This is a genomic window from Fibrisoma limi BUZ 3 (assembly GCF_000296815.2).
Lineage (GTDB): Bacteria > Bacteroidota > Bacteroidia > Cytophagales > Spirosomataceae > Fibrisoma > Fibrisoma limi.
In genome coordinates, this window is the sequence record NZ_CAIT01000005.1 from 123,669 (window position 1) to 146,067 (window position 22,399).

The window sequence follows — 22,399 nt, forward strand, 5'->3', positions numbered from 1 at the left end:
GAACTTAGCCATGAAAAAGATACATTTTCTACTATTCATCGCTCTCTTATGCGGTTTAACAGCCTGCGAAAAGTTCATCGCCGAACCAACCTCATCAACGCTGATTTCGCGCGAAAATCTGCGTACCGTTGAGGACCTGGATATTCTGATGACTGGTGCCTATTCAGGAATTGCCCGTGAGGTTGCCTTTTCAGGAAACGCTGTTCTGATCGGCGATATGTTCGGCGACCTGGTGACGGTTAATAACACGAACTTCCGCAATAACCCCGGCCGACTATCGCGGGTGTACCTATGGACGCACCGCGAAGAGGATTATGGCGCGCAGGCCGAGTTTCTGCAATGGTCGACGTTTGGGCTCAACAATGCCAACAACGTACTGGAGGTCCTGCGCCTGAATCAGGTGCAGACGCCCGGCGAAGCTGATCCGCGCCGGGACATTGCCCGCCAGCGAAACCGGATCGAGGGTGAGGCCCGGTTTGTGCGGGCGTTGTGCGTGTTTGAGCAAACGCGATTGCTGGGGTATCCGTGGGGCTTTCAGCCGGATAACGCGCAGCCGGGGCCAATCGGTAATTTCCAGTCGCTGTCTACATTCGGGGATCTGGCGTATCCGCGACTGAGTGTCAAAGCGGCTTACGATAGTGTACTGTATGATCTGCACCGCGCCGAGCAACTACTGCCCGACGCCTATGATCCCGCTTTGCATCCGGTCGATTTTCAGCCACGGGGCAACAAATACGCAGCACTGGCGCTGATGGCGCGGGTGTACTGGCAGCAGGACAATATGGACAGCGTGCTGGCCGTCACGAACCGGCTGCTGGGCGCGGGCAGCGCCAACCGGTTCCCGCTGGAGCCGGGTGCTACGTTGCTAAGGAACGTTTATCAGCGGGCGGGTATTCTGCCGACAACCAATGCCACGAACCGCAGTGAGGTGATTTTTGAACTGGTACACGTGGTTGGACGCAATCCACGCACAACGAATGGAGCACCGATTCGTGCGAGTTATGTACTGCAAACGAACTACACAGCCGCTCAACTCGCGAACGTGAACAACCTGAACTCCGGTCCGAACCTGCGGTTGAGTCAGCGCTTCAAAACCCTCGCCAACTTCGACCGCCAGCGGGATCTACGCTACCGAAACCTGATCGATACCTCGCAGGCCAGCAATGCCAACGCGGCCTGGGATAGCCCCAATCGGCTGTGGTTCACCAAAAAATGGGGCCATCTGGGTACTACCAACCTGGGACCGGCGCAGGGGGTGAACATGAACGTTTCCCTGTTTCGGTCGGCGGAATTTGTGTTGATGCGCGCCGAAGCCAACGCCCGGAAAGGCAATGCTGCCACGGCACTGGCAGACCTCAACGCCGTTCGGACGCGGGCCGGGTTGCCTGCCCTGGCGGCAGCGCCAACCGACTTGCTCGACCAGATACGGACAGAATACGTTCGGGAAATGTACGCCGAAGGAACGCGGGTACACGACCTCAAACGACGACGGGCCAGCGTTAACCCCGGCGACCGGACACTGTCGCCCAACCGGGCTGACTGCGCAGCCGGGGGATGCAACGAAGTGCCCTGGAATAGCCGTTTGCTGGTGTTTTTAATACCGCAGACCTTCCTGGATCGGAATCCGCTCGCTACACAGAACGATTAATCCTGACCCTCATGAAACGAATCAACATCCTGATAATCTGCCTGCTCGGTGTAGCCTTTGTCGCTTGCCAGGACGAAACATTACCCAGTATATCGGCCGATGAAACCCGAAAGAGTCAGCTTCGTGGTACCTGGCTCCCCACCGAACTGACCATGCGTTATCAGATCGGCTTAGCGCCCAACCAGCGTGATACGGCCATTCGCCTGACGCCCACGACGCAACCGTTGCTGGTGGCTGGTCGTCCCAATCCGATCACGGCCTTTACGGATACGTTGACCTTTGGAAATGCCGCTACGACCGGCCTTGATACGTTTTACCTGGCCAACCGGGGTATTCGCCAGCGTGGCTACTTTTTCGTGACGGGCGCTACCGAGGGTGGTTCGTTGCTCCGGATTGGCGTAGCCACTCGCACGGCCGGGCAAATTACCCGCTGGAATTACGACATCGTGTCGCACGGCAACGTATCGGTTGGAGCGAATAACTCAGCCAGCTTTGCACCCGCTACGTACCAGAACTACGCCTATTCCATTCAGGAACTGAACGGATCGCGGTTGGTGCTGTCGTTCCAGTCGCCAACTAACGTAGCCAACCTGCCGCAGGTGCCGATTACGGCGGCAAACCAGAATAGTACGTCTGCCTGGGCCGGCCGACCGGTATTGTTTACGGCCACCTTTACGAAGCGATGAAAGAATGAATATATACTTTATATTACCCCCAACCCCCTGAAGGGGGCTTAGCTCCGCTTGAACCAAAAACTTGACATTAGCAGCGCTAAGCCCCCTTCAGGGGGTTGGGGGTAAGACACAGAAGTTATCTTAAAATGCCCTAAGTAATCAAAGGTCAATAGTGAATTATAACTTTATAATGCGGTGATGCTGAAATCAAGGGCGGTCAGTCAAACAATTTTGTTGGTCTGGTTAATCTCAACTACAGCTTACAGTCAATCCAGCGACCCATTTTTACACAAACTCTACGACCGCCTGCACGAATCACGAGCACAAACCAAATACCGCCAACTCGCGCCTATACCGGTCGGAGCGGTGTACGTGCAGCGGCCGGGCGAAGGTGAAAAAGAAATCCGCGAACACTTTCGCACCATGAAACGCCTGGGCTTCAACGCCCTTAAGCAGATTATGACCGTACCCGGCTGGACGATCGAGCAGGTGCAGTTGATGGCACTGGAGGAAGGCATTATTCCGTGGTGGTACGGCGAAGGTGGCTGGGAGGCCATTACGGACAATTTGCTCAAAAAGCTGGCTATCCCGCTTCAAACGCCCATGACGGAAGTACGACGACACCCGCGCATAATAGCATATCAGACGGAGGTGTTGCGTCGTCGGATTCTTAATACCCAAGCCTATATCAAAACAAATGGCAGGCCGCTCAAGGATCGCAGCGTGGCTTATGAACCGGAACTTGGTGGGCGCGGCTTCGACCTGACCGAGCGTGGTAAGCAACAGTTCAGGCAGTGGGTTCGGAAGCAGTACGGCACCATCGGGCAGTTGAATAAAGCATGGAACCAGCACCATGCGGGTTTGCAGCCCGGCGAGACTGAGCCATTTCAGTCGTGGGATGATTTTGAGCAACGCTACGATAAACTGGGCGGCAAAGAATACCGGCATCTGCATGACATCCTTAATTTCAAAGCCGAACATGGCATCGCGAGCATCCGGCAGACCTGCGAACAATTCCGGGCGTTCGACTCCAGCGCGGTGTTTCGGGGTGGGGGCGAAATCGGGTTGTTTCACCCGCTGGCCTGGTATGGCGTTGATCTGGAACGTATCGCCGATCTGATGACTCAATACGGCTCATTCTACCCGTCGATTCACTTTGCCTGGCATTATGGCGAGGTGAACTACGAACTGGTACGGCCGTTTTACATGCAGGCGTCATTAGCCAATGACTTCTTCAAAGGCGGCTGGGCGGCTACCTGGGAGTCGACTGGTGGACCGCAGCAATTTAGCGGGGGTAGGGGCGGTGGAGCCGACTTCACGGTTGATGAAGGCACCATTACGCAATTTCTGCTGAGCCAGATCGCGGCCGGGTTTCGTGGCTGGGGTGCCTGGGCTTACAACGCCCGCACGGCTGGCTGGGAGGCCGGTGAATACGCCTTACTGGACCGCCATAACCAGGTGACGCCCCGCGCCATCCGAATGGGGCAGATTGGGCAAGCCGCCAACCGCTACCGCGACGAGCTGTGGGCCGCGCATAAGGAGCCGGTCGTCGGTGTGCTGTATGACTGGCACAACGAAGCCATGTGGGCGGCCATGACCGAATCGGGCCGCGATGAATTTAAGCACCGGCCGATGCAGGCCCGCGTGGGGGTTAGCCGGGCGCTGATCAACGCCAACGTACCCTTTGAGTACGTTACCGTGCCGGATTTGAAAAAAGGGCTGGGGCCACGGTATAAGGTCATCTACCTGCCTGCTGAACTGAGTCTGAGCGATGAGTTGCTGAAACTGCTGACGACCTACGTTGAACAGGGTGGGCGGCTGGTGCTGGATGTACCCTCGGCGTACTACGATGACTATGCCGCGCTGTTTCCAACCAACGACGGAACGCCATTTGAGCGGCTAACCGGCGTAACGATTCGCGAGTACCAGGGGGCCGGTGCTAACCGGACGTATAAGCTGGGTGAGACAACCGTGACGGGCATGATTGCCAGTCTTCTGCCTACGAAAGCAAAGGTCATTAGCCGCTACGACGATGGGCAACCGGCCGTGACAGAACACCGGTTTGGTAAGGGAACGGCCGTTGTGCTGGGCTACGAAGCCGCTCGGATGTGCTTCAGACCGAACAATGCAGCCTCCGAAAAACAACTACTTGCCAGTACGCTTGGACCGTATCAGGCCCCCTACACCTGCGATGGAGCCATTGCCTATCGTCTGGCAAGCCCACAAGCCGACCATTATTTTCTGGTCAATGATGGTCCGGCCAAAAGCGTAACCCTGGCGACGGGTACGATGCGGTACAAAAACGCAAAAGACGCGGTAACGAGTGAGCCGATTAACCTCAGCCAACCCATCCGCATCGATGCCAATAGTGGTCGGTGGGTCAGGGCAGAGCGTTGATGTAACCTGGATCAACGGTCAGGATACGCACCAGCGGGCCAGGCTACGCAACCGTCGACCCTCTCACAATCAACTCGGTGGGTAATACAACCGTCTGAGGTTCAAATTTTTCCTCGCTGGTCAATTGCCGGAGCAGTAACCGTGCGGATTCCTGCCCGATCTCATTAATCGGCTGTGAGACTGTTGTCAGACCCGGCTCTACCAAGGCGGATACCGGATCGTTGCTGAATCCCACAATGGCAATGTCGTCGGGAATGCGCAGACCGCGGCTTTTGATCACTTGCAGTGCTTCGATCGCCGTCGGATCATTGATGGTGAACAGGGCGTCGGGTGGTTGGGGCAAGTTCAGCAGGTGGTTGATGTAAATGTTTGCTTTTTCGAGCGTCAGATCATAGGAGATAACCAGTTCTGGTTCTTCGGCAATGCCGTACTGCCTGAGGGCATCACGGTAGCCGTTCAGCCGGTTCCGACTGTTGGCCAGGCTATCGGGGCCGGCTAAGTGGGCGATACGTCGGCGACCGGTCTGGATCAGGTGCTCAACGGCCCTGAATGCCCCCGCCTGATCGTCGACCGTTACTTTCGATACAGTCATGTCTTCACAAAACCGGTTGAAAAACACCACCGGAATATCGCGACGCTGAAACGCCCGGAAGTGTTCAAAATTACGGGTTTCCTTGGTGTGCGATACCAGCAGACCGTCCACCCGGCTAGCCAGTAGTGCCCTGGCGTTGGCTACTTCTGTTTCGTACGATTCGTTGGAGTGACAAATGACAACATTGTAACCTGCGTCGGCCAGGACGTTCTGGGCACCAATAATCACCTTGGGGAAAAAGAAGCTGACAAACTCCGGCACTATAATGCCAACGGTGTTTGTGCGGCTTTTTACCAGGCTGTGTGCCAGCAGGTTAGGCTGGTAGTCGAATTGCTTGACCGCGTCCAGGACCGCCTGTCGGGTACCCGGATGAATATCGGACTGCCCGCGCAACGCCCTGGACACCGTTGACTTTGAAATACCCAGCTCCTTCGCAATATCAACAATCGTAACCTGATGCCGTCGCATCGGGCGGGTAGCTTCGGCGGTTGGGAAGCTGAAATGCACCTGGCACGACTTGCAGAAATAGCGTTGTTTCCCCCGCACAATTCCTGTCTTATTGATCGCGTCAACCTGCTGACAATGCGGACATTTAACCATGTGAATTGTCTTTTTCCGTGATACGAGATTTTGGTAGTATGTGGCAGGCCTGCCAAGCTCACAACTGGTATGTTCAGCTTTGCCAGTACCTCAAAGAGAATCACCACCTATCGGTTTCGTTACCGGGAACGTTCCCGGTGTTTTCTGTTGGATAAATCTATGAATTTCACTTGAAAAGTCAATTCGGGCTAATAGCTTCCGTCTCAAAGTCTGCTAATCGTGTCTGTTAATCAACGCTGTTTATTAGTCCGATTTTTACTTTTTCCAAGAAGCTTACTTGATACTAACCTTAATCTTACTTCACGTATGAGGCACCTCTTCTGCCTGTTCTGGTTTGTCCTGTCCACGTGCGGGATGGCCATTGCGCAAACACCGGATCGCACCGTGGCGGGACGCGTCACCAGCCAAACCGGCGAGGGATTACCCGGCGTTAACGTTGTCATAAAAGGTACCCAGAAAGGCACCACAACCGATGCAAATGGTCGGTATTCCCTGACAGGCGTTCCGGCGGGTGCGACGCTCACCTTCTCATCCATCGGCTTTGCTTCGCAGGAAGTTGCCGTAGGTAACCGCTCCACTATCGACCTGAGCCTGTCGTCCGACGAACGGTCGCTGTCGGAAGTGGTCGTGGTTGGGTATGGAACGCAGCGCAAGATTGAAACTACGGGCTCTATCGCGTCCGTGAAAGCCGCTGACATTGTGCAGACACCGGTTGCCAACGTAGCGCAGGGGTTGCAGGCCCGCGTTTCGGGTATTCAGATCAATCAGAACTCGGGCGCACCGGGTGGCAATATCAGCGTACGGATTCGGGGAACGAACTCCATTAATGGCACGTCGGAGCCGCTGTACATTGTTGACGGCATTCAGATTTCGAATGGTGGAGGTATTAATGACGTTAGTCCATTGTCGACCATTAACCCGAATGATATTGAGTCGGTTGAAGTTCTGAAAGATGCGTCGGCAACGGCAATTTACGGATCACGGGCGGCCAACGGCGTTATTCTGATTACGACCAAGCGGGGTAAAGCTGGTATAACACGTGTTACCTACGACGGCTATTACGGAACGCAGCAGGTAAACCGAAAACTGCCGGTGCTTAATGCGTCTGAATTTGCGCAACTGGAGAATGAGGTATTCCGGAATAATTTTTACCAGAACCCATCCAGTTTGGGCGAAGGCGTCAACTGGCAGAATCTGATATTTCGGGAGGCTCCTATTCAAAATCACCAGCTAAGTATTAACGGTGGCTCGGAGAAGACCCAACTGGCGGTTTCGGCTAACTATTTTGACCAGCAGGGAATCGTTATCAACTCGGGTTTTAAGCGCTATTCCGTACGTGTAAACCTCGACCACCGGATTAGCGAGCGCGTTAAAATGGGCGCCAGCATTTTGGGTAGCTATTCTGTCAGCAAGAATGTACCGTACGGTACGCAAAACCTGGGGGATGCTGATGTGGTGACGAGCAGCATTCTGGGTGCGGCCGTAGGGGCTCCGCCGACCTTACAGCCTTACCGGCCAGATGGCAGTATTTTTCCCTTTGGTGAGCAGGCCAACGGGCAATACCGCGAGGTGGCCAACCCGCTCGGTCTGGCCGCTATCTCAAACCAGATTGCTATCCGCCGAACCCTGGCTAACTTCTATGGTGAAGCGTCATTACTGAAAGGACTGACGTACCGGGCGTCGTTCAATGTTGATCTCGATAACCGGTTACGCGACGTGTATTCGCCCCGCTCGATTGTCTCCCGTAACGACCTGAACGATAACTCGGGTTCAGGTTCGAAAACGAATGAGAGTAACACCGTTCTACTGCACGAAAGTATCATGACCTATGCCACTGCGTTGGCAGCTCAGCACTCGCTGAAAATTACGGGGGTGTTTGCAACGCAGAGCAATCTGTACGACCAGAACGTAATCAATGCCAATGGTTTCCCGAACGACGCAACAGCTAACGAGGCTTTGCAGTTGGCCCTCAACCGTACAGTCAGTAGTTTTCGCTCGAAAGAGCGCCTGGATTCCTACCTCGGTCGAATCAACTACGGCTTTAAGGACCGCTACTTTCTGGATCTGACCGCTCGGGTGGACGGTTCGAGTAAGTTTGGGGCAAATAACAAATACGGCTTTTTCCCGGCCGTGTCGGGGGGCTGGCGTATTATCGAAGAGCCATTTCTGAAAGGCATTGACTGGTTAACGGATCTAAAATTGCGCGCCAGTTGGGGAATTACCGGAAACGCGGGCGGCATTAGTCCGTACCGGTCGTTGGCTACAGTGTCAGCGTCGGGTAGTGATTATCAGTTCAACCATGTTTACCAGACCGGGATCAACCCGTCGGGTATTGCTAATCCGGACTTGCGCTGGGAGCGCTCCATTCAGACAAACATTGGTCTGGACCTTAGCTTGTTCAACAATCGGTTGAGTCTGGTCATGGACGTGTACAATAAAGACACTCGTGACCTGTTGTATGTCAAAGGCTTACCGCTTTCGTCGGGGTACGGTAGTATTGTCGGGAACTTTGCCCGTCTTCAAAATCAGGGGATAGAACTGGCTACGAACGCCCGCCTTCTTCAGGGAGCCGTTCGGTGGGATGTATCCGCTAACGCTACGATTAACCGCAACAAAATTGTTGATTTGGACGGTGGTGTCACGCGCGAACGGTTTGTGACAACCTACAGCGTACTGAGCGTCGGGCAACCGCTGGGCATGTTCAAGACGTATGTATTCGACGGTATTAACCAAACCGGCGAAACGATTCTGCCGGGCTACGACGGGCGATTGGGTGGCCACAAAATCAGGGACATCAACGGTGATGGTACCATCAACTCGGCCGACCAAATCTTCACCGGCAACCCGAACCCAACGTTCATCTTCGGTTTTTCAACCAATCTGGCTTACAAGAACTTCGATTTTAGTGCTTTTCTGTCGGGAACACAGGGTAACTCAATCTTCAACCAGGCGCGGTTTGCTTTTGAGACACCATTGGGTCAGCGTAATCTGCTGAAAGGCGTGGTCAATCGCTGGTCGCCTACAAACCCGAATAACGAGTACGCCAGTGCCGCTCAGGGAAGTCGCCTGCCCGTCAGCGACCGCTTTGTAGAGGATGGCTCGTACCTCCGCTGCAAGAACATTACGTTGGGCTATACCCTGCCGAAGTTCAAGGGCATTGAGCGGGTTCGAGTATACGCCAGCGCCAACAACCTCTTCACGATCACGAATTACACCGGTTTCGACCCGGAAGTCAACACCTTCGCCGGGAACAACACCGTCATTGGAGTCGACAACTTAGTCTATCCCCCTGCCCGGTCGTTCCTGGGTGGATTGCAGGTTACATTTTAATTGCGAATGAGCGAATAGCCTAACCATTTAACAGGGGCCTGTCTCTTTAATTCACTCATTAAATAAGATGAAAAAGATAGTCATTCCTATACTCTCTACTTTGTGTCTCACAGCCTGTGAGTTGAACGAGACCGTGTATTCCTCCATTTATACCGAGGCTTTTTATAAGACGGCATCGGATGCCGAGAAAGGGCTGATTGCCGTGTATGACCCACTGGCCGATATGTGCGCCGGTCCGGCCATGACGCTGGCGTCAGACTTTAGCGCGGACCAGTGCTATCCACGAGCGGTAGTCGGTCGTAATACGTTGACGCTGTTTACGTATGATCCGAACTATACTACCCAGCGGACGGCTGGCCGACTGAACGAAGCTCCTCAGCAGATATGGGCCTCCTGCTACGACGGTATTGAGAAAGCCAACTGGATTATCGAGCGGGTACCCAGTGCGAACATGGATGCAACGCGCCGAAGCCAGATCGTGGGCGAAGCGTATTTCATGCGGGCGTTTTATCACTGGACGCTGGCCAAAAACTTCGGTGATATTCCTGTGAAGACGAAAGCCAGTGTTTCGCAGGCTGAAGCCATTGTGGGTAAAAGTGCCAAAGCTGACGTGTACAAGCAGATATACGCTGATCTGGAGCAGGCTGCTGCGGCCGGGCTCGTTTCCGGTCCAACAGTAGAAAAAGGTCGTCCGTCAAAAGAAACAATAAGCGCCCTGTACGCCAAAGCGGCTCTGTATAACGAAGACTGGGCCAAAGCCTTACAAAAGGCACAGGAAGTAATTAACTCAGGCAAGTACTCTCTGATGACCGACGTTCGGGATGTGTACCGTTACGACCGCGAAGACGCGGCTCGAGTAGAAAACATGTGGGCGTTTGAATCGGAGGGCGGTTTCAGCCCCAGCCGTGGACATCAATTAACCGGTTTGTGTGGACCAACCGGTAACGCGGGAGCCGAATATGCCCGGACGTCGTTCGGCTCCATGTTTGCTTATCAGTCGTTTTTCAACTCCTTTGACCCAAAGGACAAACGGCGCCAATTGCTTGACACAACCTACGTGGACAGAAGTGGCAGAGTAGTGCCTCAACGAAGCATCACGCCGATTACGACGCAGGGCGTTTTGATTAAAAAATATCAGGACCCCATCTCAACAACTGGTAACCTGCCGAATATTCCCATCTTGCGCCTGCCCGACATGTATCTCATCGCGGCCGAAGCCGAAGTCCGACTCAACGGGCCAACAGCCACGGCCTACAGCTACATCAACGCTGTTCGAAAGCGGGCAGGTCTTGACGATCTGAGGACTGGGTTAAGCAAAGAAGCTTTCATCGATGCCGTTATCCAAGAGCGTTCGTGGGAATTCTTTGCCGAGGGTGACCGCTGGTACGACCTCACTCGCACCGGTAAATTCCTGACGGAAGTGCCTAAGGCTGTCAACAATGTTTATCCAACCCGGACGGTGCAGGCCCGTAACAAGTACTTCCCAATTCCGCTGGATGAGTTGAATGCTAACCCGCAACTGGAGCAAAACCCGGATTGGAAGTAGACCAACAACAAACAGCCATTCTGTATGGTATGAGAACATTGTATCTTTTGTACGTCTTGCTGTCTTTATGGAATAGCGGGGCAATAGCTCAGACGGCCTTGAAACCGGCGTTGGAAAACGACCAGCTTCGACTTCGTTGGGAACAGGCAACTGATGGTTGGCGTCTGCGGGAGGTCTCGGTCAGGCAAGGCAATCAGTGGAGGCCTGTCGCCAATCCGTCCGGCGAAAACACGCTGCTCTACTCGGCCGAAAAGCCGTCTGCCGAACCCGAACGGACGTTTACGTCGAATACGGGCGAGGAGTTTCCGGGACCAAAGTACCACTATCAGCAGGACCAGTGGCGGCAGACGACCAGTCCCGTTGGGTTGAACACGGCCGGAAGGGCGTATCATTTCTTTCCTGAACAAGCGCAGCAAACCGGAAAAAACGGCGTTCGCTTTCAACAGGAGACCGACGTAGCCACGGTCGTTTCAGAATGGTTGCTCGATCCGAAATTTCCGACGGATGTAGTCATTAAACAGACGATTACCGTCAAGAAACCGGGCTACTACTCCTCGGCCAGTCCGACGGTGGTTGCTGTCTCGGAAAACGACCTGGCCTGGGCGACGGTACCGGGGTATTTCCAGGGCAATGCGATCCAGAAAGATTTCGTGCGGGCGTATGCCTACGGTCAGGGAGTGCCCGAGTTGCCAGTCATCTACCGCGAACGGTGCGCCAGTACGCTATGCCCGATGGTGACGACAAAAGCGGGCCAGACGATCGCTGTGATACCCGACCCGTCGCTGGGCCGCGATCCGTGGGCGGTCGACAAGATCACGCAGGAGGACTGGAACATTGGTTTGTCGCACAAAAACCGGAAGTCGCAGCTCAGCCCGACGTTATACTATCCGATTCTGGGTGAACCCAAATCGCAGTTCAGGGCGGGCGATGTGCTGACGTATTCGTTCCGCATCACTCTGAACAATGGCGACTGGTTCAATACGTTGAAGCACGCAGTGTATGATGTGTACCTGTTCAGGGAATCGCTGGCGTTGCGGCAGAACAGGCAGTCGCTGACTGACCGGATTCAGAAGATGCACCAGTACCTGACTGATCCGGTTACGTCACTCTGGAATGTGGAGGAGTATCAGAATCTGAAAATTGGTGGGCAGTCGTACCTCGGCGGGGTAGTTGGGTCGAACAAAGACGCCATGAAAAACTCCGACTACGGCGCAATGTGGATGCTGGCAAACGCGACCGGCGACCCAAAGTTGACGCGTGAAGTACTGCCCTACGCCCTGAATTTCAAGCTGACGCAGCAACAAACGCAGGATGGATTTTTCAAAGGCGCGGCTGTGGGGCAGTACTATCTGGCCAAGTCGAAGAAGTTTGTGGAAGAGTGGGGCGAGGTGGTTGAACCCATCGGCCTGACGTATTACACGATGCTCGACATGGGCAACATCCTGTTGTTCGAGCCGGATAACCAGGCGTTGAAAGAGCGTCTACGGCTCGGGGCCGACCGCTTGTTGCAGTGGCAGAAACCAGACGGTAGCTGGGCCGTCGCCTATGACAAACCCACCGAAAAGGAAGCCTTTCAGGATATTCCCGACACTCGCCCGACGTTCTACGGCCTGATCGTTGCGCACCGGATATTGAAAGACGATAAATACTTGCAAGCCGCCCGCAAAGGAGCCGACTGGTTCCTGGAAAATGCCGTCAAAAAAGGCCATTTTCTGGGCGTATGTGGCGATGCCCGTTATGCTCCGGACTTCGCTACGGCACAGTCGGCGCAGGCATTGCTGGATCTGTATGACCTGACCAAGGACAACCGATATAAAGACGCGGCTATTACAACGGCGAAGATTTACACCACATCAATCTACACCCACCCCATACCAAACCGGAAGGTCAAAGATGTCAAAGATATTCAGCGAGAGGATTGGGAGATTGCGCAGTCGGGTTTGGGCTTTGAACATGGCGGCATTTTCGGCTCAGCCAATCGGCATGGGCCGATTCAATTAGCCAGTCACGCAGGTTTGTTCATCCGGATGTACGAGTTAACGAAAGAGCCGTTGTTCGCGGACATGGCCCGGGCCGCGGCCGTTGGTCGACATGCCTTTGTGGACGATAAAACGAGCGTCGCATCCTATTACTGGCAGACCATGAACAAAGGCGCGGGTCCGTATCCGCACCATGCCTGGTGGCAGATCGGCTGGATTACCGATTACCTCATGGCCGAAGCTGAACTACGGTCGGGCGGCAAGGTGACGTTCCCACGTGGGTTCGTAACGCCCAAAGTTGGCCCGCACCAGACGTATGGCTTTGCGCCCGGCACCATCTACGGTCAACCTGCCAGCCTCATCATCCGCGAAGGCCTTGTAGCGCCCGGCAACCCGAATATTGAATACGTAACGGCGCTGTCGCCGGACAAAAAAAAGCTGTTCATCGTCTTGCTGAACAACCGCGCCGAGGCTACGCAGGCAGCCGTAAAACTACAACCGACTGTGATTAAGACCGGCAACGGCCGATTGACAAATTTGACAAACAAGAACACCGTCGACACGCAACAGGTAACGGTCAGCCTAGCGCCATTTGGCATTGATGTCTGGCAGTTTGAGTGGCAACAATAGAACAACATTAAAGATGGTACGACTACTCTTTACCAGCTTGATACTCAGTGTTAGCCTCGTGACAGTTTCTGCTCAGCCCCGGCCGAACATTACCATCAAAGGCAAGCCCTTTGTCAATCAGGCGGGCTACAACCTCGGTGAAGCCAAACGGTTTACGGTGCCGGGAGCGGCTGATGGAACGGCGTTTACGGTAAAAGAAGCCGGTTCGGGCAAGGTCGTCTACAAGGGAATAATTAAGGATTACGTCGGCTATTTTACCGACTTTAATCCTGCCGGTTCTACGAAAGAATACATTGTCAGTGTACCGGGGCATGGCGAGTCTGTGCCGTTCTGGGTAGCCGATCACCTGATGGAAAAAGTGTCGACGCGGCTGGCCTATCAGTTTTTCATTGACGTACGGGGTGGCTACACAACGTCGCTGCTGCCGTCCAACGTCACGGGCGGTGGTCCCTCGCGCGATGGCGGTGGGCACGGACTGGAAACCGTTTTTGAAGGATTGCTTTATGCATCCAATCCGGCGCTGTTCGACCGCTGGACGAAAGAATTACGTCAGTACGGCAACAAGGTCTACCCGGTTGTTCCACCCGACGATACCGAGCCGGATTCCGACCACGGTGAGTACGGTGAACGCCCGTACGCCGAATATCGTAAGATGCCTGACCTTATCAAGCTGTTGCTCTGGCATGCCGAGTTTGCCTACAACAACGTCGGTTACAACGGTAAAGCGGGCGGGGCTTACGAAAATCTGCGTGATTTCGATGGAACGCGGGTATTTGGCTACCAGGGGCAACCCATGCAAAGCTTCGATTACCAGAACCTGCTCGATCAACTGGCGGCTACGTGTGCTTTCTATCATGCGTTTCTGAAGCCATATCTACCCGAGAAAACGTACCGTCAGTACCGGGCTACCTGCCTCCAGCGCTGGGAGATTTACGAGCGGCAGAAAGAGGTACGCTACTGGGTAAACAGCAAAAAGTGGATTGACGAAGGCTGGCGGGAGTTCAACGAAATGGGTAACGCCTACGGGCAGGGACTGCTCCGGAACCTGCTCATGTACGAGGCTGAGCGACATGAACCCAATGGGGGCGAATCGGCGCGTTTTCTAAAATACGCTCAGGATTGTGCGACCGATATCATCAAAAACTGGAACTTTGATAACGAGTGGCACACCTGGGCCATGCGTAACGCTGAACACATTACGCCCCAGGCGCTGGCCCTGTTTCTGATGCTGGAGCCGGAAAAATGCCCGGTCGGTACAAAGGAGAAACTGGCCGCCTGGGCCGATTACATCAAAAGACGCTCCAACAACCTTTGGCAGTACCGCACCCATTCGGACACGGAATGGGCGCACCGCAAGAGTAAAGAAATCGGCACAGTATGCGGTCTGGGTGGTTCCCTGTTTGCCGTGGCGCAGGTGCTGAACGATCCAAAGCTGCGGGAAATCGGCTGGTCGCAGGTAAACAATGTTTTTGGGCTGAATCCGTCCGGTTGTCACTTAGGCAACAAGAGTGCGGCCCGGGTTGCCCTGAATGGCTATTGGGCGGGTGTAGAACAGGGCTGGCCTTATATTCACTCATTCGGCGCTGGTGAGCTGGCCTATTGCCGGGGCACTATCGATGGTTCGCCTACGAATAGTGGTTTTCCGTTCAACCCTGACTCAGCCTCACTCAGTGACCGTCCGAATTTGTATGCAACAGAAGGCTGGTGCCTGACCAACCGGGCCTGGATGACCTCTGTCACCTTCTCGACGTTTGGAAGCCACGTCGTTCGCATCCTGAATAAACAGAATCAACCCATTACCAACGCGAAACCTGGCGATGTCGTCACGCTGGAGCTAAAAGCCGCGCTGAATCAGGACTGGACTAAACCGGAGGATGGTTACGTACTGGTTACCGCTGGAAATACGTCTGCTACCAAAGTGGCATTGACAGAAACCGGGCCTAACACGGGGCTGTTCCGGGCGGCCTATACGATACCAGACGGAAGTAACTTGCTCACGGTCAGTTACGGGTATCTTGGCTTCCAGAAAAAAGCAATATTAACCCTTAATGGGGCAAATGCCGCCAAATGAATACAACAATCGATACCGCTGTCATTGTCATTTTCTCGGCCTTTGTGCTGGGAATCGGGATGCTGTTTGCCCGGACGGGACGGAACCTGAAGTCATTTTTTGCGGGTGGCGAGGCCGTGCCGTGGTTCATCGGCGGGCTGTCGCTGTTCATGAGCTTTTTCTCGGCCGGTACGTTCGTAGCCTGGGGAAGCATCGCCTATAAATACGGCTGGGTCGCTATCACTATTCAGTGGACGATGTGCATCGGGGCGTTGGTCACCGGCCTGTATCTGGCTCCGCGCTGGAAACGAGCCGGAGCCTTAACGGCCGCCGAGTTCATTCGCGAACGACTGGGCCTGACTGTGCAAAAAGCGTACATTTTCATTTTTACGCTGGTATCCGTGTTCATCAAAGGCTCGGTGTTATATCCGGTTGCTAAGCTGGTTAGTTCGTCGCTGAACCTGCCGTTGGTGCCATGTACAATCGGCCTGGGGATCTTCATGATTGCGTACACGGCGGTTGGCGGCCTCTGGGCCGTGATGGTGACGGATATTCTGCAATTCGTGGTGTTATCGGCAGCCGTGTTTATCCTGCTGCCATTGTCGCTGGATCGGGTAGGGGGCTTTGCGGGGTTTACGCAGAACGTACCGGATGACTTTTTCGGACTGCTCAACGGCGAATACACAATTGGCTTCATTCTCGCTTTTGTGTTCTACCACATCGCCTACATCGGCGGCAACTGGACGTTCGTTCAGCGGTATACCAGTGTTGACAGCCCCAAATCAGCGCGGAAGGTAGCGTTTCTGTTTGCGGGTTTGTACCTGATTAGCCCGGTGATCTGGATGCTGCCGCCGATGATCTACCAAGTCATTAACCCGTCGCTGGTGGGGTTAGATACGGAGAACGCGTACCTCAAAATCTGCCAGCTCGTGCTGCCACCCGGTCTGCTTGGCCTGATGCTGACAGGTATGTATTTCTCCACTTCTGCCAGCGCCAATACCGCCCTGAACGTCGTTTCGGCCGTGTTTACCAATGACATCTACAAAGGTTTAGTTAACCCCAATGCGTCTGATAAACAACTGATTCGGGTGGCTCGCGGCTCGTCGTGGTTTTTTGGGCTGGGTATGATCGGCATTGCGTTGCTGGTGCCGGCCGCAGGGGGTATTGTTGAAGTTGTGTTGAGTATATCGGCTATTTCGGGCGGACCGCTGCTGGCACCGCCACTCTGGGCGTTGTTCTCCAAACGTCTGACCAGTCGGGCAACGCTCTGGATTACAGGTGTCGGCCTGTTTGTCAACCTGTTCTTTAAAGTACTGTCGCCCTGGCTGCTGGATTACAAACTGTCGCGTGCCTGGGAAACCGCGATTGGCGTAGGCTTGCCGTTGTTGCTGCTGCTGGGGTATGAACTGTACCAGCGATCGCGAAACGTAGTGGCCGATGACTATCTGAATTACCGTACCATTCGTGAGCAGAAGCGGGAAGACGCCCTGTTGCAGGCCGAACAACCCGAAGAGGCCGTGGCTATCCGTCAGCAAAATCGTTTCGGCCTGCGGGTCATTGCCGGTTCGCTGGTGTTCACGGCAGTGATGCTATTTGGGCTGAGTTTGCTGGCTACATCGGGCGCGGGAGCAACGGCGGGCATAGCGGTCGTGATTTTACTGGCGGCACTGATTCCCTGGCGGGCGGCACAACGCGTTGTCGTAATCGATCCTTTACCTTCTAAAACGCCACAACCGTTATGACAAGACGCTTAACCATACTAATACTTCTACTGTCCTCCGTTGCTTCTGCACAAACCACTTCCCTCAACGGCACCTGGGCATTCCGAACAGACCCGAACGGTCGTGGCGAATCGGCAGGGTGGTTCAGAGCAGACTACGCCCCAATGGAGTGGGACTCACTGCCCGTGCCCGGCAACTGGGATTTACGGAATGAATACGCGCATTACGCTGGTAAAGGCTGGTATCGGAGAACGTTGACAATTCCTGCCAGTCTGAAAGGTAAAACCATGCGGTTATGCTTCGAGGCCGTATACCACGATAGCAAGGTCTGGCTGAACGGACAGCTTTTAGGAACCAACAACAGCGGTTATCTGCCGTTTGAATTTGACGTTACCTCACTGCTGAACTACGGTGGACCGAACACCATTGTGGTCTGTGCTGATAATACGTTCCGGCGTGGAGCGATCTGGAACTGGGGCGGCATTCGGCGGCCGGTTAGGCTCGAAGCAACGGAAGCCGTCCGTATTGTTCGGCAGCACATCACGCCCACTGTTGATTTGTCGAAACGTACGGCCGCGGTAAGTGTGAAGGTGCTGTTGCAAAATCACGGAACGACACCCGAGTCGGTACAAGGCGAAGTGACGTTGTCAGCACCAAACGGCTACCAGAAGAATCTGCCGTTTACCGCAACAGTGCCACCAAAGCAAACCCAGGAGGTTGTGGTCAGCACGAACGTAAGCAGTAAGCAGGTTCACCTCTGGCATTTTGACGATCCGTTTCTGTATTCATCTGCAGTGACAATACGTACTGATAAGCCAGTGGTTGACCGCTTCGGCCTGCGTAAAATTGAGGTTGATAACAAAAATTGCGCCTTTAAGCTGAATGGTGAAGCCATTCGACCAATGGGTTTCAACCTCGTCCCGGACGACCGCACCACGGGCAATACGCTTCCTCTCTGGCGCATCAAGGAAGACATTGACAAGCTGAAAGAACTGGGTACTAACCTGGCTCGGCTGACGCACCTGCCCTTACCCAAAGAAGCGCTGGACTACCTCGATGAACGCGGTATTATGACCTTCGCCGAGATACCGCTCTGGGGGTTTGATCAGTTGGCCGACAAAGACAAACCAACGGCGACTGAATGGCTGGAGCGCATGATAGCGCGAGATTTTAACCATCCGGCCATCATCGGCTGGAGCGTCGGTAACGAGATCGGCGATTATCCCGGAACGATGGCGTATGTCGAGTCGGCGATTCAACTGGCTCACAAACTTGACCCCAATCGGCTGGCCGTGATGGTTAGTCATACGGCGCAGCGCAAGCCCGATGCGATTCAATTTTCGGACTTGGGCTTAATTAATAAATACGGGAAAAACCTGGGTCAACTCGCCGATCAGATTCATGCTCAACACCCCGACAAAGTGCTTTTTTACACCGAATATGGCTACGGTCAGTTGCAGGAAAACCTGGATGCTGACGTAGACGCCAAGGCAATGGTGGATTCGATTCGCAACCGGCCGTACCTGATTGGTGGCTCGCTCTGGACGTTTAATGATTACCGAAGTAGTTTCATTGGTACCAAAGAGTTCACTGAAAATCGGCCGTGGGGCGTTGTCGATGTGTTTCGCCAGCCCAAGAAAGCCTGGCATTCCTTTCGTCGAGAAACGGCCCCTATTCGATCCCTGACCGTCTCGAACGTATCCCGCAACAGTGCTACGGTTGTGCTGACACCCCGGCGTGTCCTCGACCTCCCGGCCTATACCCTGAACGGCTACCGGCTCGTCTGGAAAGCACTCGACCGCAATGGTCGGTTTGTGCAGGGCGGCTTCTCAAATCTGCCCACTATCAATCCTGGTGAGGCTCCTATCCAGCAAGCGGTGCAGTGGGCAACTGGTTCGGCTTCGTCTGATGCGGTGCAGATCGCGCTCATATCGCCCCTGAATTACACCGCTTACGATACAACTATATATTTCAGTAAGCCCCAGTCACCAACTGTACTGGCAGCCATCAGCGGACGTACTGAACAGAATGATCTACGAGAAAACAGCGGAACCGTTCGGGTGACGTTTGCACCAGCCCCTATGGCTACTGGCTATAAGGTGCGTTATGGTACTGACGGGCTCTCGAACGAAACCGTACTGACCATGAACCCGTATGTAGACGTTCCTAAACTAGCGTTTAACAAAACCTATCAGATTGCGCTGATCGCGGTTAATCCAGCGGGTGAAAGTGAGCCTACATCGGTTCGTTCGGTCAAAGTAGAGCTGGATTCGTACGTACCGCCCGCCATCCAATATGTCGAATCGGCCGACCGTGGGTTCTTCGTAGGATATGCTACCCAGGCAGATGATTACCTGTTCCAGATTCAATACACCACTAAATCGGGTGATTACACGAATGCGCCAATCCTGCAATCAGACACCAAGGGCGTATTGTTTGTTCCGAACCTGACCAATGGCCAACCGTACTTTTTCCGGCTCCGTCGGTTGAAGCACAATAACTACCAGACCGCCTGGTCGGAGGAGCGAACCGTGACGCCCGATGGCGGGCAGCTACCATCGGTGCCCAACGTGCAAGGCGTTATCCGTCAGCCAACAGAGGTTATTGTCTGTTTCGAGCCGGTCAGGAAAGCCACGGGATACGTTCTCGAATATCGACAGACCGGCAGCTCAACTACAGCAACTGACACCTGGACAAAAGTTGATATTAATGCTGCGCAGGGTGGCTATTTCCATCTATCAGGTTTAGCTAAAAACACACCCTATCAATTCCGTATGGCATCGTTGAATGCCGTCGGCCAATCTGATTTTTCACCTGTAATCGACGCTCAACAGTATGCTGAAGTCCGACGCAACCGGTAAACGCACTCTGAAAACCATTCGCTACGAAGCTGACCTGATAGTGGTTGGGGGTGGCTTATCCGGCACCTGCTGTGCCATCACCGCGGCTCGGGCGGGCATCCGTGTTGCACTCGTTCAGGACCGGCCGGTGCTGGGCGGCAACTCGTCCAGCGAAGTGCGGTTGTGGGTGTTGGGTGCTACGTCGCATATGGGTAACAACAACCGCTGGGCGCGAGAAGGGGGTGTTATCGACGAGATATTGGTAGAGAACTGGTACCGGAATCCGGAAGGTAATCCGTTACTTTTTGACACAATCCTGCTGGAAAAGGTTGTCAGTGAGCCTAATATTACGTTGCTGTTGAACACGGCTGTTTACGACGTAGAAAAGTCAAACGCCGACACGATCAGCAGTCTGAAAGCTTTTTGCAGCCAAAACAGTACTGCTTATGAGCTGACGGCACCGTTGTTTTGCGATGCATCGGGCGATGGTGTCGTTGGCTTTCAGGCTGGTGCCGCTTTCCGGATGGGCGCTGAGTCTCAGGAAGAGTTTGGCGAGAAGTTCGCGCCTTCGGCCGAGTACGGTGAGCTGCTGGGTCATTCATTGTATTTCTATACCAAAGATACCGGTCGGCCGGTGCGGTTTGTGCCACCGTCCTACGCCCTCGATGACATTACGACGATTCCGCGTTATCGCCGGTTCAACGCCCAGGAATACGGTTGCCAGCTCTGGTGGATTGAGTACGGCGGGCGTTTGGACACCGTTCACGATACCGAGACGATCAAGTGGGAGTTATGGAAAGTGGTGTATGGTGTCTGGAATCATATCAAAAACTCCGGCCAGTTCCCCGAAGCCGAAACCATGACGCTCGAATGGGTAGGGACGATTCCCGGCAAGCGCGAAAGTCGTCGGTTTGAGGGCGATTACATGCTCAGACAACAGGATATTGTCGAACAACGCATCCATCAAGACGCCGTGGCTTTCGGTGGCTGGTCGATTGACCTCCACCCGGCCGACGGGGTCTTTTCGGAGAAACCGGGCTGCAATCAGTGGCATGGTAAAGGACTTTACCAGATTCCGTACCGCTGCTTGTACAGCCGCAACATCTCGAACCTCTTCCTTGCCGGTCGGATCATCAGCGCTACACACGTTGCTTTTGGATCGGCGCGGGTGATGGGCACGAGCGCCCATGTTGGTCAGGCGGTGGGTATGGCCGCTGCTTTGTGTACGCGCGAGAATACATTGCCCCGCCGTTTAAGTGAGCCGCAAAAGATTGGTTTGTTGCAGCAAGAATTACTGAAAACCGGCCAGCACATTCCGGGCCTGCGCTTGCACGATGAGCGGGACCTGATTCAACAGGCAACACTGACCGCATCCAGCGAGTTTGTCCTGACCGAACTCCCTGGCGACGGTCCGCTGATATCACTGGCACAGTCAGCCGCCCAGATGCTGCCGCTTCCAACCGGTCCCGTTCCTCGCCTGACTGCCTGGGCCACTGCTGATCAGGACACGACGTTAACGGTAGAACTACGCAGGAGCACTAAGGCCGATAATCACACACCGGACGTTACGTTGCAGACATTGACAATCCCGTTGAGAAAAGGAAAACACGAGGTTGATTTAGACTTCAGTGTACGTATCGACGAGCCATGTTATGTATTTGTCATGTTCATGAAGAACGAACACGTCAAGCTGCAATACAGTAACCTTCGTGTAACGGGCGTGTTGTCGGTGTTTAACAAAATCAACGCGGCTGTGTCGAACTACGGCAAGCAGGAGCCGACCGAAGACATCGGTGTTGATACGTTCGAGTTCTGGTGCCCCGAACGGCGGCCGAAAGGCCAGAACGTCGCCCTGAAATGTAGCGGTGGTATTGGCTTATTTGGTGCCGAAAATATTCGGAATGGCATTCAGCGGCCAACCAGCCAACCCAACGCTTACGTTGCCGAGCTAACCGATCCAAATCCAACGCTAACCGCAAGCTGGCCGACCAAGCAACGTATCAGCCGCGTCGAACTGTTTTTCGATACAGACTACGATCATCCATTAGAGTCAGTGATCATGATCCACCCGGAAACCGCTTCGCCATTCTGCGTTCGGGAGTACATCTTGTGCAACGATCGGCAGAAACGTATCTATCACGAAACCAACAATCACCAAAGCCGGAACATAATCCGATTTGCAGAGCCCATTGAAACCAGTAGCCTGACGATTCATCTGAAAGAAACAAACGGTGGCGCTCCGGCTTCGTTGATGGAGGTAAGATGTTATGCGGACTAGCGGTTAACTTTTACGTCGTTCATTATCTACTGATTACGTTTTTTATTAGCCTGGGTCCTTTTAACCAAGAGTCCAGTTGCCTATTTTTACCCTGTTAACTTCTCAACATAATCA

Annotated in this window: 11 protein-coding genes; 10 read left to right on the forward strand and 1 reads right to left on the reverse strand. The window is 54.1% G+C overall.

Features of this window, described 5'->3' with window-relative positions; genetic code table 11:
* Positions 1-10: 10 nt before the first annotated feature.
* The 3 genes from BN8_RS05350 to BN8_RS05360 all read left to right on the forward strand — a co-directional run bounded on the left by BN8_RS05350 (position 11) and on the right by BN8_RS05360 (position 4,719).
* A complete protein-coding gene (locus BN8_RS05350) occupies positions 11-1,648 on the forward strand; it encodes a RagB/SusD family nutrient uptake outer membrane protein (RefSeq protein ID WP_009280795.1) in 1,638 nt (545 codons plus the stop codon).
* Between the two features lie 11 nt (positions 1,649-1,659).
* Complete coding sequence (locus tag BN8_RS05355; protein WP_009280796.1) at positions 1,660-2,334, forward strand: hypothetical protein; 675 nt, start codon at positions 1,660-1,662, stop codon at positions 2,332-2,334.
* 222 nt (positions 2,335-2,556) lie between these two features.
* Positions 2,557-4,719: a beta-galactosidase trimerization domain-containing protein gene (locus BN8_RS05360; RefSeq protein WP_229367744.1), complete on the forward strand. Its 2,163-nt coding sequence runs from the start codon at positions 2,557-2,559 to the stop codon at positions 4,717-4,719.
* 43 nt (positions 4,720-4,762) lie between these two features.
* Here BN8_RS05360 and BN8_RS05365 read toward each other — a convergent pair whose 3' ends face one another.
* Positions 4,763-5,911, reverse strand: coding sequence for a LacI family DNA-binding transcriptional regulator (locus BN8_RS05365; RefSeq protein ID WP_009280798.1), 1,149 nt, complete (start codon positions 5,909-5,911; stop codon positions 4,763-4,765).
* A 306-nt stretch (positions 5,912-6,217) separates the two neighbouring features.
* On the opposite strand from BN8_RS05365, the gene BN8_RS05370 reads away from it, so the two are divergent.
* The 7 genes from BN8_RS05370 to BN8_RS05400 all read left to right on the forward strand — a co-directional run bounded on the left by BN8_RS05370 (position 6,218) and on the right by BN8_RS05400 (position 22,285).
* Complete coding sequence (locus BN8_RS05370) at positions 6,218-9,241, forward strand: SusC/RagA family TonB-linked outer membrane protein (RefSeq protein ID WP_009280799.1); 3,024 nt, start codon at positions 6,218-6,220, stop codon at positions 9,239-9,241.
* 67 nt (positions 9,242-9,308) lie between these two features.
* On the forward strand, positions 9,309-10,787 hold the full coding sequence (locus tag BN8_RS05375; protein WP_009280800.1) for a RagB/SusD family nutrient uptake outer membrane protein: 1,479 nt from the start codon (positions 9,309-9,311) through the stop codon (positions 10,785-10,787).
* Positions 10,788-10,816: 29 nt separating this feature from the next.
* The gene (locus tag BN8_RS05380; protein ID WP_009280801.1) at positions 10,817-13,396 is read left to right on the forward strand and encodes a hypothetical protein; all 2,580 of its coding nucleotides are present in this window, start codon (positions 10,817-10,819) and stop codon (positions 13,394-13,396) included.
* 58 nt (positions 13,397-13,454) lie between these two features.
* A complete protein-coding gene (locus BN8_RS05385) occupies positions 13,455-15,467 on the forward strand; it encodes an early set domain-containing protein (protein WP_229367747.1) in 2,013 nt (670 codons plus the stop codon).
* Positions 15,464-17,188 (forward strand): sodium:solute symporter family protein, encoded by a 1,725-nt coding sequence (locus BN8_RS05390; protein ID WP_009280803.1) that lies wholly within the window; start codon positions 15,464-15,466, stop codon positions 17,186-17,188. The genes BN8_RS05385 and BN8_RS05390 overlap by 4 nt, the downstream gene beginning before the upstream one ends.
* Complete coding sequence (locus BN8_RS05395) at positions 17,185-20,028, forward strand: glycoside hydrolase family 2 TIM barrel-domain containing protein (protein ID WP_009280804.1); 2,844 nt, start codon at positions 17,185-17,187, stop codon at positions 20,026-20,028. The genes BN8_RS05390 and BN8_RS05395 overlap by 4 nt, the downstream gene beginning before the upstream one ends.
* The gene (locus BN8_RS05400) at positions 20,003-22,285 is read left to right on the forward strand and encodes an FAD-dependent oxidoreductase (RefSeq protein ID WP_009280805.1); all 2,283 of its coding nucleotides are present in this window, start codon (positions 20,003-20,005) and stop codon (positions 22,283-22,285) included. Before BN8_RS05395 ends, BN8_RS05400 begins: the two co-directional genes overlap by 26 nt.
* The last annotated feature ends 114 nt before the right edge of the window (positions 22,286-22,399 follow it).